This is a genomic window from Lentzea kentuckyensis, assembly GCF_002150765.1.
Classification (GTDB): Bacteria; Actinomycetota; Actinomycetes; order Mycobacteriales; family Pseudonocardiaceae; genus Lentzea; species Lentzea kentuckyensis.
The window spans coordinates 46,680-61,758 of the sequence record NZ_MUYM01000028.1 but is presented as its reverse complement, the minus strand read 5'-3'; the positions used below and the strand labels follow the sequence as shown (position 1 = coordinate 61,758).

Sequence of the window (15,079 nt, the reverse complement as noted above, 5' to 3'; positions counted from 1 at the left end):
GGCCAGCACGGCCATCTGAAACAGCACTGGGGATTCCATGAGATCAGCGTCAACGACGGGCCGCGTGCTGCGCGGCCTCGTGGTGGCGGTGCTCGCGACGGCAGCCACCGCCACCGCCGCCACCGCCGCGCCGGACAGCGTTCCGAACCAGGAGCACGTGCGGGCCTCGGCGGAGGTCACCATCGCCGCCGACACCGCCGCCTACATCGCGGCGGCCGGCCCGGCCGCGCAGTCCGTGATGGCGGAGTACGACATCCCGGCCTCGGTCACGGTCGGCCAGTCGATCCTCGAGTCGGCCTGGGGCGCCAGCAAGCTGTCCGTCAACGACCGCAACTACTTCGGGTTCAAGTGCACCGCGCCTGGGTCGCCCGGCCCGATCGCGATCGGCTGCCACGCCTACACCACGCAGGAGTGCACGCCGTCGTGCCACAACGTCACGGCGTACTTCCGGGTGTACGCCTCGATGCGCGACTCGTTCCGCGACTACGGGCGGCTGCTGACCACCAGCTCGAACTACGCGGGCGCACTGCCGTACCGGCACGACCCGAACCGGTTCATCACCGAGGTGGCCAAGAAGTACGCCACCGACCCGAACTACGCGAGCAAGGTCATTTCCTTGATGCGCAACCACGACCTGTACCGGTTCGACACGGTCGTGGCGTCCGGGCCGGCGATCATCGGCGGCGGCTCCACCGACTTCACCGGTGACGGCAAGGCGGACATCGCGACGTTCACCCGCGGCGACGCGGCGGACGTCTACGTGGCGTCCTCGACGGGTTCGGCGTTCGCGGGCACCAGCGTGAAGTGGCACGACCACTTCGCGGTGGGCAACGAGATCCCGCTGACCGGTGACTTCAACGGTGATGGCAAGGACGACCTCGCCACCTTCACCCGCGGCGACACCGGCGACGTCTACGTTGCGCTCTCCACCGGGTCGGGCTTCAGCGGTGACGGCGTGCGCTGGCACGACTTCTTCAGCCTCTACGGCGAACTGCCGCTGGTGGGCGACTTCAACGGCGACGGCAAGGACGACATCGCCACCTTCACCCGCGGCGACGCCGCCGACGTCTACGTCGCGCTCTCCACCGGGTCGGGCTTCACCGGCACCAGCGTGAAGTGGCACGACCACTTCGCGGTCGGCTCGGAGGTGCCCGCCGTGGGCGACTTCAACGGCGACGGCAAGGACGACATCGCGACGTTCACCCGCGGCGACACCGGCGACGTGTACGTGGCGCTGTCCACGGGATCGTCCTTCAGCGGCGACGGCGTCAAGTGGCACGACTTCTTCAGCATCGGCGGCGAGCTCCCCGCGGTCGGCGACTTCAACGGGGACGGCAAGGACGACATCGCGACGTTCACCCGCGGCGACGCCGCCGACGTCTACGTCGCGCTGTCCACGGGATCGGCGTTCTCCGGCACGAGCGTCAAGTGGCACGACCACTTCGCGGTCGGCGGGGAGACGCCCGGTGTCGGGGACTTCAACGGTGACGGGAAGGCAGACATCGTCACGTTCACCCGCGGCACGACCGGAGACGTCTACGTGTCGCTCTCCACGGGCTCGGGCTTCAGCGGCGACGGCGTCAAGTGGCACGACTTCTTCTCGATCGGGGCCGAGATCCCGGCTCCGGCGGTGCTCTGATGAACTGGGGGAAAGGCATGTCCGGAGTGGGCAGGAGACGACTGGGCGGCGCGCTTCTCGCCGGGATCACCGTGGCGGCCGGGCTGGCGGGCATCACCGCGCCCGCCGCGCACGCCGACGACCCCACCGGGGACGTCTACGTGTCGTTGTCCGACGGCGGCAGGTTCGTCCAGGACGGCTGGAAGTGGCACGACTTCTTCGGCATCGGCAACGAGATCCCGCTGACCGGTGACTTCAACGGCGACGGCAAGGACGACGTCGTCACCTTCACCCGCGGCGACGCGGCGGACGCGTACGTGGCGCTGTCCACGGGGTCGGCCTTCAACGGCAGCGGCGTCAAGTGGCACGACCACTTCGCGGCCGGCTCGGAGACACCGTTGGTGGGCGACTTCAACGGCGACGGCAAGGACGACGTCGCCACGTTCACCCGCGGCGACACCGGCGACGTGTACGTGTCCCTTTCGGACGGCACGAAGTTCGTGCAGGACGGCTGGAAGTGGCACGACTTCTTCTCCATCGGCAACGAGGTCCCGCTCGTCGGCGACTTCAACGGCGACGGCAAGGACGACATCGTCACCTTCACCCGCGGCGACACCGGCGACGCCTACGTGGCGCTGTCCACGGGGTCGGCGTTCGAGGGCACGAGCGTCAAGTGGCACGACCACTTCGGCATCGGCGGCGAGGTCCTCGGCACGGGCGACTTCAACGGGGACGGCAAGGACGACCTCGTCACGTTCACCCGCGGTGACGCCGGTGACGTCTACGTGTCCCTTTCGGACGGCACGAAGTTCGTGCAGGACGGCTGGAAGTGGCACGACTTCTTCTCCATCGGCAACGAGATCCCCGAGGTCGGGGACTTCAACGGCGACGGGAAGGCCGACATCGCCACGTTCACCCGTGGTGACGCCGCCGACGTGTACGTGGCCACCTCGACGGGCTCCTCGTTCGTCGGCACCAGCGTCAAGTGGCACGACCGCTTCGGTGTCGGCACCGAGGTGCCCCGCGTCGGCGACTTCAACGGCGACCACAAGGCCGACATCTCGACGTTCCTGCTGGGCGGCGCGCCGTCGCTGCGGCAGGCCATCGGGGACATCGCCCGCGGCGAGGTCGGCGTCACCTACCCCGGCTGCAAGAAGTACGGCCCGTGCACGCTGGACTGGTGCGCGATGTTCGCGACCTGGACGTGGGAGCGGGCGGGTATCGCGGGCACGCCGCGCGGCACGTACGTGGCCACGGCGCTCGGCTCGTGGGGCGTGAACCGCGGGCTGTTCAAGCGCCGCCCGGCCGGCCAGATCGGCAGCCCGGCGGTCGGCGACTGGGTGATCTACGGCGAGCCGGGCTCCGGCACCGGCGGCCACGTCTCGGTGATCGCCTCGGTGAACTCCAACGGCACGATCACCACCATCAACGGCAACTGGGGCAACAGCCCCACGACGTCCAAGGTGCAGGCCACCACGATCAACCCGGTGACCGCCAGGGCCGGCGGCCGCAACGTGCTGATCTCCGGTTACGTCAGCCCACCCGGCGCCTGACCCCACCAGAGGCGCCGCGGCGCACACCGCCGCGGCGCCTCGCACACCGTGAAAGGCCGTGATGAACACGTTCACGATCAGGGCCGCGACGGCGGCGGTGGTCACGCTGGCCGCCGCGGCCGTCGCGTCGGTCGCACCGCCGGCCGCGCACGCCGCGACCTCCGAAGTGGGACCGGTCGGCTGGGCCACCTATCGCCAGCTCGACGACCTGCCCTCCCTCACCCCGCCGGGCGTGCGGACCCGGCAGTTCTCCAGCTTCGGCCGCGACGGCAGCAACAACGACGGCTTCAGCGGCGCCAACTCGTGCCTGCGCACCGACGCGAGCGGCTGCGTCATCGCCGAGGACAGCGGCGCGGGTGAACTGGCGTCGCTGTGGTTCACCCAGGCGAGCTCCGGCCGGCCGACCGGTGACATGACCGGCACGGGCCGCATCCGGATCGAGCTCGACGGCCGTGCCGTGGTGGACCGGTCGCTGCAGGAGCTCGTCGAGGGCCGGCAGGGCGCGCCGTTCAGCTTCCCCCTGGTGGCCACCTCGGAGCAGAGCTCGGGCGGCGCGTACGTCAAGGTGCCGATGCCGTACCGGACGTCCATGCGGGTCACCGTGCAGAACAACCCGAACTTCTACCACGTGACGTACCGGCACTTCCCCACCGCGGACGGGGTCACGGCGTTCGACCCGGCCGACCGCGCGGACGACGTGCTGGCGATGCTGCGCGCCGCGGGCACGGCCGATCCCAAGCCCGCCGCGCCGGGCGCGACCACCACCGCCCGCACGTCCACGCTGGCGGCCGGGGCGCGCACGACCCTGGCGGCGGTGACCGGTCCTGGCAGCATCTCGGCCCTGCGCCTGCGGGTGCCCGACAACGCCGGGGCGGCGGCGCTGCGCGCGTTGCGGCTGCGGATCACGTTCGACGGCCGCACCACAGTGGACAGTCCGGTCGGCGAGTTCTTCGGTGGCGGGCTGGGCGAGACGTCGGTGCGAGCGCTGATGTTCGCCATGGACACGGCTCCCGGCGGCTGGTATTCGAGCTGGTGGCCGATGCCGTACCGCACGGCGGCGACCGTCGAGCTGGTCAACACCGGCTCCGCCGCGATCGCCGGGATCGGCTCTGAGGTCGTCGCCGCGCCGGACAGCCGGTGGACGACGGCGCTCGGACCCGGCGGCAGCGCCGGGCACTTCACCACCCAGTCGCGGGCGGGCGCCACCACGCCGGGCCGTGACTGGACGTTCGTCTCGGCGGCGGGCCGCGGCCGGTTCGTCGGCGTCTCGCACACCATGCGCGGCACCGTGCCCGGCGGCAACACCCGCGGCTACCTGGAAGGTGACGAGCGGGTGCACGTGGACTCCTCCCCCAGCCCGCAGCTGCACGGCACCGGCACGGAGGATTTTTACGAGAGCGGCTGGTACTTCGACCGTGGCGAGTTCAGCAACCCGTTCAACGGCAACCCCCGGCACCTGCGTGCCGCCGGTGGCTGCACGGTCGAGTGCGACGCGGTGTACCGGCTGATGCTGGCCGACTCGGTCGGGTACGCGAACGCGCTGGAGTTCGGCATCGAGCACGGCGCGCAGGACGACCACGACGCCGACTACTCCTCCACCGCGTTCCTCTACACGCGGCCGGAACCGGCGAGCAGGCAGACCGACGCGATCGACACCGGCGACCCGGCGAGCCGGGCCGCGCACGGCTGGACCGAGGCGACGGGCACCACCCAGACCGTGCTCGACTCCGGCTACGAAGGCGACTCGGATGACGTCGTGGTGCGCGACGACGTCCGCTCCGGCACGGGCGAGACGTCGTTCCGCGTGGCGGTCTCCCCGGACAACACCGGGGTCCTGCTGCGCCGGCTCGGCGACCAGGCCGCCGCCGGGCAGCGGGCGCAGGTGCTGGTGGACGGCACGCCGGCGGGCACGTGGACCCAGCCACTGGGCAACGGCGCGTCTCGCTGGCTGCACGACACGTACGCGCTGCCCGCCGCGGTGACCGCCGGCAAGTCGGCGGTCACCGTGACGCTGCGACCGGTCGCGGGCGCGCCGGCGTGGACCTCCGCCCGCTACACCGCGGACAGCCTCGTGGCGCCCGCCGCCGACACCCGCGGCCCCGCGGCCGCCGCCCGCATCGGGTTCACCGGCACGAAGGTGCACTCGTTGCGGCTGACCTGGGAACCGGCCGCGGACGACGTCGGCACGCGCGAGTACCGGGTGTACGGGTCGCAGACCGCGTCGGTGCCGGTCTCGGCGCAGAACCTGCTCGGGGTCGCGACGCTGCCGACGTTCACCCACCAGGCGCTGCGCACCGGCCAGACCTGGTACTACCGGGTCGTGGCGGTGGACGCAGCCGGCAACGCCGGTACACCCAGCGAGCCGGTGTCGGCCCGCACCGCCCATCCGACGACGAGCGACTTCGACGGCGACGGCAAGGACGACATCGTCACGTTCACCAGGGGCACGAGCTCCGACGCCTTCGTGGCCCGCTCGACCGGCTCGGCGTTCAGCGGCAACGGCGTGAAGTGGCACGACCACTTCGCCGTCGGGGACGAGATTCCGCTGACCGGGGACTTCGACGGTGACGGCCGCGCCGACGTGGCGACGTTCACGCGCGGTGACGCGGCGGACGTGTACGTGTCGCTGTCGGACGGCACGAAGTTCGTGCAGGACGGCTGGAAGTGGCACGACCACTTCGCGGCCGACGCGGAGATCCCGCTGGTGGGCGACTTCAACGGGGACGGCAAGGACGACATCGCCACCTTCACGCGAGGCGACTCGGCCGACGTGTACGTGGCGCTGTCCAACGGCCGCCGCTTCGTGCAGGACGGGTGGAAGTGGCACGACCACTTCGCCGTCGGCGCCGAACGGCCCGCGGTCGGTGACGTGGACGGCGACGGGCGCGACGACATCGTCACGTTCACCGGCGGCACCTCCGCTGACGTGTACGTGTCGCTGTCCGACGGCACCCGCTTCGTGCAGGACGGCTGGAAGTGGCACGACGACCTCGCCGCCGGCACGGCGCGGGCGCTCCTGGGCGACGTGGACGGCGACGGGCGCGACGACGTCGTGTCGTTCGCCGACGGGAAGGCCACGGCGGCGCTGTCCACCGGCTCGTCGTTCGGCCCGGCGGTGCGCTGGCACGACCACTTCGCCGTGGGCGACGAGGTGCCGGGTGTCGGCGACTTCACCGGTGACGGGCGCGACGACGTGGTGACGTTCACCAGGGGCACGGCGGCGGACGTCTTCGTCGCGGTGTCCACCGGCTCGCGGTTCAGCGGTGACGGCGTCAAGTGGCACGACTCGTTCGCGCTGGGCGACGAGGTGCCGCGGCCGAGCGCGTGGTGACCGGGCGGTGAGGTGACAGGGGGTGACGCGGGGTTCCGCGTCACCCCCTGTCCCGACGTGGCCGTGCGAACGGCGAAGTACCCTTGACCTGCCCGCGCAGTTCCACATTGGACAGGCGGACTGAGTTCCTGCCCAGCAGTGGCAACGCCAGCAGCGCGAGTTACAGCACGGCGTTCGCCGCGAACAGCGGCACGTCGACCAGGTCGGCCCCCAGCACCGCCATCACGACACCGAGCGCGATGTTGGCCCCTGGCCACGGCGAGGGTGATCCGCCAGGACGTGCTCAACGTGCCTGGCCTGCGGATCTCAAGCGGGTGTGTCAAACGTCGCGCGGGCCAGGGGCACGAGCAGTGCGGCCAGCAAGGCCCTGTCCTCAGGTCGCAATCGTGGGCGCTGATCGCCGAGTCGCCGGTGCCGGACCGCGAATCGGTGGCGTAGCGAAGGATCTCGACGTCCTTCTCTCGATCGGTCATGCGCAAGAGCCACAGCGCGGCGAAGACCTGGGAGATGGCGAGACAGGTGAAGCGGACCAGCACAGCCGCGATCATGCCGGACGATGAGCACTACCCGCCGACGCCTGCTGACCTGCACGGACGCATTTCTCGGCACCTACACGAGGCCAGGTCGCCCGGTACCGGCTGCCCAGTGGCGCTCGTGCTCGGCGCGACCTACCGAAGTACCACGCGCGCCAGGCGGCGGGTCGTGATCGCCAGGCCTGCGAGGCCCAGGCCCAGCAGATAGGCCACGTCCAGGAGCAGCACGGGCTGGAAGGGACCCGCGAGTCCGCGGAGCAGATCGATCCCTCGGGTGAGCGGACTCAACTCCACGAGCCACCTCAGCGCAGCCGGGTACACATCAACGGGAAACAGCGTGCCGGAGCACAGGAAGATGACCAGCTGCGCCAGGTTGACGTTCTCCACGTCCTGCCAGCTGCGCAGATAGGTGGTGATCGCGCATCCCAGGGCGGCGAAGCAGAACGTGACCAGCAACGCGGCCGGCAGCACGGCCGCGCTCAGCGGCAGAAGGTCCAGCAGCGCGGTGAAGGCGATCATCGCCGAGATGTAGACCGCGCCGCGCAGCAGTGCCCAGGCGACTTCGCCCGCCGCGATGCTCCTGGTGGTGAGCGGAGTGGTGAGCAGGGTGTCGTAGATCCGCTCGTACCTGAGCTTGTGCAACACGGAGAACGTCGTGTCGTAGATCGCGCCGTTCATGGCCGCTGTTGCGATCAGGGCCGGTGCGACGAACGCCGCGTAGGACGGACCGATCAGGGTGCCGATGCCGTAGCCGAGGCCCAGCAGGTACACGCACGGTTCCAGCAGGCCTGCCACCATCACCAGCCACAGCCTGCGGTAGACCAGGGCGTTGCGTTCCACCAGGTGGGTCCAGCGGCTCATGAGGTCAGCCGTTTCCGGAACGCCCTGTGCGCCACCAGGAGGGCGCCGGCCGTGTACGTGGCGGCAACAGCCAGGAACACCAGAACGAGGCCAGCGGCCGGCGGTCCGGTCAACGTCGCGCGGGCCAGTGAGGTCGCGTGGGGAACGGGAGTCAGCTCCACCACCACGCGGAGTGGCCAAGGGAGGCGGTCCACCGGAAAGAACACGCCGCCGAACAGGAACAGCGGGATGACCACCACGCGGGACAGCACGTCGTAGGTGTAGCCGTTGGGAGCGTGCCCGGCTATCGCGGTGAAGAGCGCCGCGAACGACAAGCCGCACAGCACGGCGACGGGTACACAAAGGACTGTCCACGGTGAAGCGACCACGTCGAGGACGAGCATGGCCGTGAAGAACAGCAGCGACCCCACCGTCAGGCGCAGGACGATCCAGAGCATCTCGCCTGCCAGCACGTCCCGGATGCGCAACGGTGCGTGCAGCATCGACTCGTAGATCGGGTCCCAGCGGATGCGGCCCATGATCGGGCCGAACCCCGCCAGAGAGCCGGTCTGCACGGCCGCGCCGACGATCAGGCCAGGTGCCAGGTAGGTCAGGTACGGCATACCGAGTTCGCCGGCGTCGACGAGGGTGCCCACGCCCGCGCCCACCGCGACCAGGAACACGAGCGGCCCCAGAAGTGAGCCCAGGTACGAGCGCCAGATGTGGCGGAAGGTAAGCACGTTGTGCTGCACCACGCGGATCGCCACGGTCACCTCACCAGCTCGTGGCCGGTCAGCCTCAGGAAGACGTCCTCCAGGTTGCCGCGCCGCACGACGGTGTTCTCCGGCTGGAAGCCGTTCAACCGGGCCAGCACCGCGTCGCTGTCGCCGGTGTAGAGCAGAAAGCGGTCCAGCAGCTGCTCGACGCGGTCGGTGACCGCGGCGAAGCGGTCGGCGATGTCGGGGCGCCTGCCGACCGGGAAGCGCAGCTCGACGACTTCTGGGCTGCAGTACTCGCGGATCAGCGCGCGCGGCGAGCCCTCGGCGATGATGCGACCGTGGTCCATGACCACCAGACGGTCGCAGAGTTGCTCGGCCTCGTCCATGTAGTGCGTGGTCAGGACGAGGGTGACGCCTCGCTGCTTGAGCTCGTACAGACGATCCCAGATCAGGTGCCTCGCCTGCGGGTCCAGGCCGGTGGTCGGCTCGTCCAGGATGATCAGGTCAGGGTCGTTGATCAACGCACGGGCGATCACCAGGCGGCGCTTCATACCGCCGGACAGACCGTCGACCTCCTCGTGCGCGCGGTCCGCCAGGCGCACGAAGTCCAGCAGCTCCAACGCCTTTCGCTTCGCAGCCGACCACGGGATGTCGAAGTAGCGGCCGTAGATGACCAGGTTCTCCAGCACGGTCAGCTCGCGGTCCAGAGCATCGGCCTGCGGCACGACACCCAGCCGGGCCCTGATCGCGGGGCCTGCCGAGTCCGGGTCGGAACCGAGCAGGCGCAACGTGCCGCCGGAGCGCGGGGAGACGCACGACAGCATGCGCATCGTGCTGGTCTTGCCCGCGCCGTTGGGGCCGAGGAACCCGAACGCCTCGGCGCGGCGCACCGTGAAGTCGATCCCGTCGACGGCCGTGCGGCGGCCGAACCGCTTGCACAGTCCGGCCGCCTCGATCATCACAGGTCCACCACCGGATCGCGGTCGAGCCGCACCTTTCCAACGTACTCGTACAGCTCGACCGGGGAGAACGGCTGCATGAACGGTCCCGCGCGCACGTCGCGGTAGAGACGCGCCAATGGGTTGGAGGACAGGTAGCCGGCGCCTCCCGACGCCGTCATCGCGAGGTCCACGGCGCAGATCGCGTTCTGTTCGACGACAGCCTTGGCACACTGGTACTCCGCCATCAGCTGATGCGCGTCGGAGAGCGATCCATCGTTGTCCACATGCGACTCCAGATGCTCGTCCCACAGCCTGCTGACCCGCTGCAGCACAGCGCGGCAGGTCAGCAGCTGCGTCTCGATCCGGGCGAACAACGTCTGGATGGCGTGCCGGTCGGCGAGCAGCCGGTCACTGGGCGCCTTGCGCCGCTTGAGAAGCGTCCCGCGAATGATATCACGGGCCTCTTCCGCGATGCCGAGATATGCCGACAGCAGCGCCAAATTTCCCGCGGACGAGTGCACCAGCTCCTCGGCGCTCCACTCCCCCCACGCGCCGCGCACGCTCATCAGCTCGTCGGGCACGAAGCAGTCCCGCAACCGCAGCGCGTGGCTGCCGGAAGCGCGCATGCCCATGGCGTCCCAGTTCTCGACGACCTCGAAGCCGCCGCTGCCCCGCGTGACCCAGGCTCGTGCGGCGACCCACGAGCCGTCGGACTGCTTGGTGCGGCAGAAGATGTTGAACGCGGTGGCCACCGGCGACAGCGTCGCGAAGATCTTGTCGCCGGTCAGCGACCATCCACCGTCCACACGGGACGCCTCGGTGAGCGGGAACCTGGTGTGCGTGCCGGCTTCCGTACCCGCGCCGCACAGCACCAGCTCACCCGTGGCGACCAGGCGCAGGTAGCCGTCCAGCACCTCGCGATCCGCGCCCGGCCGCCGCCGGTTCCGGCTGATCGACCAGCACGGGCCCATGTGCATCGCCAGTGCGATCGCGGTGGACGCGTCGCCCCTGGCGATCCGGCTCATGCCGACGACCAGGTCCTCCACGGCGGTCACGCCCAGCCCGCCGAGCTCGGCCGGCACCGGCGCCGCGAGCACCCCGCTGTCCCGCATGGCCGCGAAGTTCTCGTGAGGGAACGTTCCGTCGCGGTCGTGGTCGGCGGCACGCGACCGGAAATCGTCGGCGTGCGCTTCGCACAGCGCCACGAACTTCTCTCCTGCCTCGGTGCGGGCACCCAACGCGAGAGTCATGACCGGACCGCCGTCAGCGCTCGGTCCGGCGCCGGCAGGAACCCGATGTCCACCAGATAGCTCAGCTGCCGATGCGCCAGCTGCTCGTCGAGCCTGGCGCACGTGATGTCCGTGCCCTCCAGCGCGGCGAACGTCCTGGTGCAGTCGATCGACGGGTGGCGCGCGCCTTCCGGGGCAGGGCGCTCGGGGATCAGCGGCAGCACCGAGTACGCCGGGCTCTCCGGCTGCAACGTCCGGTGCAGCCTGTCGCGCCACGCCTCGTAGGGCAGCTCCTCGATCCCGTAGCCGAACGACCGGATCCGCGCGTACAGGTCGACGAGCGGTTCGCCGATCGGGTTGGCCAGGTGGTAGGGCTTGCCGAGGTTGTTGTCGTCCAACGAGATGTGCACCAGCGCGCGGCTGAAGAAGTCGACCGGGCTGATGTTGAGGTCCTCCTCGTGGTTCGGCACGACCCCGGCCTCCAGGCAGCCGTGCAACAGGCGCAGCACGTAGTCGGTCGTGTGGCAAACACCGGTGGTGGTGTGCGCGCCGACCAGCCACGGCCGGTAGATCGACACCGGCAGTCCCTTGGCCTGTGCGGCGGCGACGGCGCGCTCGGCGGCCCACTTGCTCTGCACGTAGCCGTGCGGGATCGGACTCGCGGGCAACGGGTCGTCCTCCTTCACGCTGACCAGCCCGAGCTTCACCATCGCGTCCACCGCCGACACGTGGTGCACCGGCTTGACGTGGTCGCGCACCGCGAGCCGGATCACCTCCTGCGTGCCACCGACGTTGGCCGCCTTGAGCGCCGCGTACGGATAGACGAAGTTGACCTGCGCGCCGGCGTGGTAGATCACGTCGACCTCGCGCGCCAGCTGTGAGAACCGGTCCTCCGGAATGCCGAGCAATGGCTTGGTGAGGTCGCCGGGTACCGGCACGATCTTGGTCGCGTATTCGTCGCGCCAGGTGCGGAACTCGGTCATCGCCCCGCGGATCCGGTCGGCACCGTCCGCGTCGTCGGCCGCGCGCACCAGGCAGTGCACGGTGGCGCCGGTGCGGTCGAGCAGTTCGGCGAGGATGAAGGCCCCGAGAAACCCGGTGGCCCCGGTCAGGAAGTACGTGCGGTCATCGTGTGGCATGTGTGCCTCCGGTCTCGAGCGCGGCAAGGATCTCGTCGTCGAGCAGGACTTCGTCCAGGTCGGACTGTTCGTGCAGAGCGATCGCGGCATCCCTGCCGTCGCGCACGTAGGTGTCGATCAGCAGCGCGAGCCCCGTCACGGTCGGGGCCATGTGCCACAGGTCCATCGGGATGTCCACGTGGTAGGTCCGGCTCAGCCTGGCCATCAGCTGCGCCGCGCGCACGGAGTCACCGCCCAGCGCGAGGAAGTTCCTGTCCAGCCGGACAGGCGGCGTGCCGAGCAGTTCCTCGAACACCCGCGCCACGGCCGCTTCCGTCGGGGTGCGGGGCTTTTCCGCGGCCTCGCCGGACGGCTGCGGCAGCCGGGCGCGGTCGACCTTCCCTCCCGGTGTGAGCGGCAACGACGGCAGCCACTGGATCTCCGCGGGAACCATGTGGGGCGGCAGACGTTCGGCCAGGTGGTCACGCAGCAACGCGTCCGGCTCACCCGTCACGTACGCGATCAGGTGCGGCTCGGTGAGCACAGCCGCCGAGGTGACCCGGTCGTGCGAGCACAGCGCGGACTCGATCTCGGCGGGGTGGACGCGATAGCCGCGGATCTTCACCTCGTCGTCGGCGCGGCCGAGGTACACCAACCCGTCGGCGGTGCGCGACACCAGGTCGCCGGTGCGGTACAGGCGTGCGCCGGGCACCTCGCCGAACGGGTCGGGCACGAACGCGGCCGCGGTCGCGCCCGGCCTGCCCAGATAGCCGCGGGACACGGGCGTGCCGCCGACGTACAGCTCGCCGGTCTCGGACTCTTCGAGATTCTCGTCCAGCACATGCAGCCGCGCTCCTGCGATGCCGTCACCGATCGGCACCGGGCCATCGGCCACGTCGCCGGCGCGGAACTCCTTGGCACAGCAGGCGACCGTGGCCTCCGTCGGCCCGTACTCGTTGACCACCACCGTGTCGGGAGCCCAGGACCTCAGCACCTCACCGGTCAATGCCTCACCACCGACCACGAGACGGCGGGCAGCCGCACTGCCTCGAGGCAGCATCTCGGCGAGCGCCGTCAGGTGTGACGGCGTCAGCTTGACGAAGCTGAAGTTGTTGCCGGGCAGAGCTTCCGCGAGCGGAGTGAGCGGTGTCGCCCCTTCGGGCAGCACGGTGACCGCACGGCCGGCCACGAGCGGGGTGAACAGGCTGGTGACGCTGAGGTCGTAGGCGACGGGCGAGTGCAACGGCGCCCCGGATCCCGCGGTCACGTCGTAGGTCGACGCGCACCACTCGACGTAGTTGACCGCCGTGTCGTGCTGGACCTGCACGCCCTTGGGAGTGCCGGTCGAGCCCGAGGTGTAGATGACGTAGGCGAGGTTCTCCTGGCTGACGGCGACATCGGGCCGGGTGGCCGGACCGTCCAGGCCGGCCGGCCACTCCTCGGTGACCACCAGCAAGACCTCGGCGTCGGCGAGGATGAGCTCGCGGCGTGCGGCGGGCTCGTCGGGGTTGAGCGGCAGGTAGGCGGCGCCGGCCGTGAGCACGCCGAGCACCGCGATCAGCAGCTCGGGCGACCGGGGCACGGATACCGCGACCACGGTCTCCTGGCCGGCACCTTCCGCCCGCAGCCGGTGCGCGAGCCGGTTGGCTTTCTCCACCAGATCGCGGTAGCTGAGCCTGGTCTCGCCGCAGACGACCGCCACGGCCTCCGGTGTTCGGGCGGCCTGCTCGGCCACGAGGTCATGCAGGCACGGCTTCATCGAAGTTCCTCTCTGACGGGTGGCGGTGCGCCCACGGCGCGATCTCTTCGAGTTCAGCCGCGAGCCGGAGCAGGAGGGCATCGCCACCGTTCGGAGCAACGAAGTGGACGCCCAGCGGCAGGCCGCCCTCCGGATCGGCGGGCACGGACACGGCAGGGCATCCGGTCACGTTGGCCAGCTGGGTGAACGGCGCCCAGCCCAGCGTCGTGCGCGCGATCCGGTCGACCAGGCCCGCGCGGACCACCGCCCGGTTCAGGCCGACCGCGCGGACGAGACGACCTGCGTCGCGCATCCACCTCGGGGTCTCCAGAGCGCCGATCGGCGGCGCCGGACCGGCCACGGTGGGGGTGAGCAGCACGTCGTACCGCTGGTGGAACTTCGCGAGCGCCCGCGTGTGGTCGTGCCAACGTGCTTGCGCCGCGACGTAGACGGGCGCGGGGATGGACCTGCCGATGCCGGCGGCGAGCACGCTGTCGAGCTCCAGCCCGTGCAGTGAGCCGGTCACCTGCCGGGTCTCCGCGACGGTCGCGGCGATTCGCGCGTACCAGACGGTGAGGAAGTCCGCGGCGAGCGCGTCGCCGTCGATGCCGGGGTCCGCCTCGGTGACGTCGTGGCCGGCCTCCGCGAGGAGATCGGCGGTGCGGCGCACCGCCGTGAGCGTCGACGGCACACCGCGGAACGACCGCTCGGTGTAACCGATCCGCAGGCGTGGCAACGGTTTCACGAGCGCTTCGAGGTAACTGTCCACCGGTCTGACAAGGCAGTCGAGCATCGCCGCGGTGTCACGGACGCTGCGCGAGATCACGCCGTGCGTGCTCGCGCCGTGCATGAGCTCGGCATGCATCGGGCCCGCCGGCACCAGGCCACGGCTGGGTTTCAGGCCGAGCAGGCCGCAGCACGCGGCCGGAATGCGGATCGAGCCGCCGCCGTCGCTCGCGCCCGCGACCGGCACGACGCCCGCCGCCACCGCCGCGGCGGCCCCGCCGGACGAACCGCCGGCGATCCTGGTCAGGTCCCACGGATTGCGCGTGGGGCCGAACGCCAGCGGCTCAGTCGTCGCCTTCGCGCCGAACTCCGGCGTGTTCGTCTTGCCGAACACGACGAGACCCGCATCCAGCCAGCGGCTCACGACGTCGGCGTGCTCGGTCGCGGCGACGTCGCGCCACGCCGCGCTGCCGCGTGAGGTCGGCGTACCCGCGTAGTCCTGGTTGAGGTCCTTGACCAGGAACGGCACCCCGGCGAACAGGCCGGTCAACGGCAGCCGCGCACGTTCCCGCGCGATCTCGGTCATCCACAGCACGATCGCGTTGATCTGTCCGTTGACCGCCTCCGCACGCCCGATCGCGGTCTCCAGCAACTCCCCCGCCGTCACCTCGCCGGTGCGCACCAGCTCGGCCAGCCCGAGTCCGTCGAACCGCCGGTAGTCCGCGAAGTCCAT

The 15,079-nt window shown here is 70.6% G+C and carries 10 protein-coding genes; 3 read left to right on the top strand and 7 right to left on the bottom strand.

From position 1 onward, the window contains the following. The first annotated feature begins 37 nt into the window (after positions 1-37). The 3 genes from B0F77_RS49750 to B0F77_RS15415 all read left to right on the top strand — a co-directional run bounded on the left by B0F77_RS49750 (position 38) and on the right by B0F77_RS15415 (position 6,502). Entirely contained in the window at positions 38-1,639 is a 1,602-nt protein-coding gene (locus B0F77_RS49750) for a glucosaminidase domain-containing protein (protein WP_245848197.1), read from the top strand. Then, positions 1,639-3,171 (top strand): FG-GAP-like repeat-containing protein, encoded by a 1,533-nt coding sequence (locus B0F77_RS15420; RefSeq protein ID WP_086663583.1) that lies wholly within the window; start codon positions 1,639-1,641, stop codon positions 3,169-3,171. The genes B0F77_RS49750 and B0F77_RS15420 overlap by 1 nt, the downstream gene beginning before the upstream one ends. A 61-nt stretch (positions 3,172-3,232) precedes the next feature. Beyond that, positions 3,233-6,502 carry a DUF2961 domain-containing protein gene (locus B0F77_RS15415; protein WP_086663582.1) on the top strand — a complete coding sequence of 1,090 codons (3,270 nt, stop codon included), beginning with the start codon at positions 3,233-3,235 and terminating at the stop codon, positions 6,500-6,502. Between the two features lie 668 nt (positions 6,503-7,170). On the opposite strand, the gene B0F77_RS15410 is transcribed toward B0F77_RS15415, so the two are convergent. From B0F77_RS15410 to B0F77_RS15380, 7 genes are read right to left on the bottom strand one after another with little or no spacing between them, the layout of a single operon-like run. Continuing rightward, on the bottom strand, positions 7,171-7,896 hold the full coding sequence (locus B0F77_RS15410) for an ABC transporter permease (protein ID WP_086663581.1): 726 nt from the start codon (positions 7,894-7,896) through the stop codon (positions 7,171-7,173). Further along, positions 7,893-8,648, bottom strand: coding sequence for an ABC transporter permease (locus B0F77_RS15405; protein WP_086663580.1), 756 nt, complete (start codon positions 8,646-8,648; stop codon positions 7,893-7,895). Before B0F77_RS15405 ends, B0F77_RS15410 begins: the two co-directional genes overlap by 4 nt. After that, positions 8,645-9,553 (bottom strand): ABC transporter ATP-binding protein, encoded by a 909-nt coding sequence (locus B0F77_RS15400; protein WP_086663579.1) that lies wholly within the window; start codon positions 9,551-9,553, stop codon positions 8,645-8,647. The genes B0F77_RS15405 and B0F77_RS15400 overlap by 4 nt, the downstream gene beginning before the upstream one ends. Then, complete coding sequence (locus B0F77_RS15395) at positions 9,553-10,785, bottom strand: acyl-CoA dehydrogenase family protein (RefSeq protein WP_086663578.1); 1,233 nt, start codon at positions 10,783-10,785, stop codon at positions 9,553-9,555. Before B0F77_RS15395 ends, B0F77_RS15400 begins: the two co-directional genes overlap by 1 nt. Beyond that, complete coding sequence (locus B0F77_RS15390; protein ID WP_158102702.1) at positions 10,782-11,903, bottom strand: SDR family oxidoreductase; 1,122 nt, start codon at positions 11,901-11,903, stop codon at positions 10,782-10,784. The genes B0F77_RS15395 and B0F77_RS15390 overlap by 4 nt, the downstream gene beginning before the upstream one ends. Beyond that, entirely contained in the window at positions 11,890-13,641 is a 1,752-nt protein-coding gene (locus B0F77_RS15385) for a non-ribosomal peptide synthetase (protein WP_158102701.1), read from the bottom strand. Before B0F77_RS15385 ends, B0F77_RS15390 begins: the two co-directional genes overlap by 14 nt. Continuing rightward, positions 13,622-15,079: an amidase gene (locus B0F77_RS15380; RefSeq protein WP_086663698.1), complete on the bottom strand. Its 1,458-nt coding sequence runs from the start codon at positions 15,077-15,079 to the stop codon at positions 13,622-13,624. The genes B0F77_RS15385 and B0F77_RS15380 overlap by 20 nt, the downstream gene beginning before the upstream one ends.

Excerpts from the sequence above, each read along its gene's own strand:
- B0F77_RS49750 (WP_245848197.1), top strand. The coding sequence starts at position 38 with ATGAGATCAGCGTCAACGACGGGCCGCGTGCTGCGCGGCCTCGTGGTG.
- B0F77_RS15420 (WP_086663583.1), top strand. The coding sequence starts at position 1,639 with ATGAACTGGGGGAAAGGCATGTCCGGAGTGGGCAGGAGACGACTGGGC.
- B0F77_RS15415 (WP_086663582.1), top strand. The coding sequence starts at position 3,233 with ATGAACACGTTCACGATCAGGGCCGCGACGGCGGCGGTGGTCACGCTG.
- B0F77_RS15410 (WP_086663581.1), bottom strand. The coding sequence starts at position 7,896 with ATGAGCCGCTGGACCCACCTGGTGGAACGCAACGCCCTGGTCTACCGC.
- B0F77_RS15400 (WP_086663579.1), bottom strand. The coding sequence starts at position 9,553 with ATGATCGAGGCGGCCGGACTGTGCAAGCGGTTCGGCCGCCGCACGGCC.
- B0F77_RS15395 (WP_086663578.1), bottom strand. The coding sequence starts at position 10,785 with ATGACTCTCGCGTTGGGTGCCCGCACCGAGGCAGGAGAGAAGTTCGTG.
- B0F77_RS15390 (WP_158102702.1), bottom strand. The coding sequence starts at position 11,903 with ATGCCACACGATGACCGCACGTACTTCCTGACCGGGGCCACCGGGTTT.
- B0F77_RS15385 (WP_158102701.1), bottom strand. The coding sequence starts at position 13,641 with ATGAAGCCGTGCCTGCATGACCTCGTGGCCGAGCAGGCCGCCCGAACA.
- B0F77_RS15380 (WP_086663698.1), bottom strand. The coding sequence starts at position 15,079 with ATGGACTTCGCGGACTACCGGCGGTTCGACGGACTCGGGCTGGCCGAG.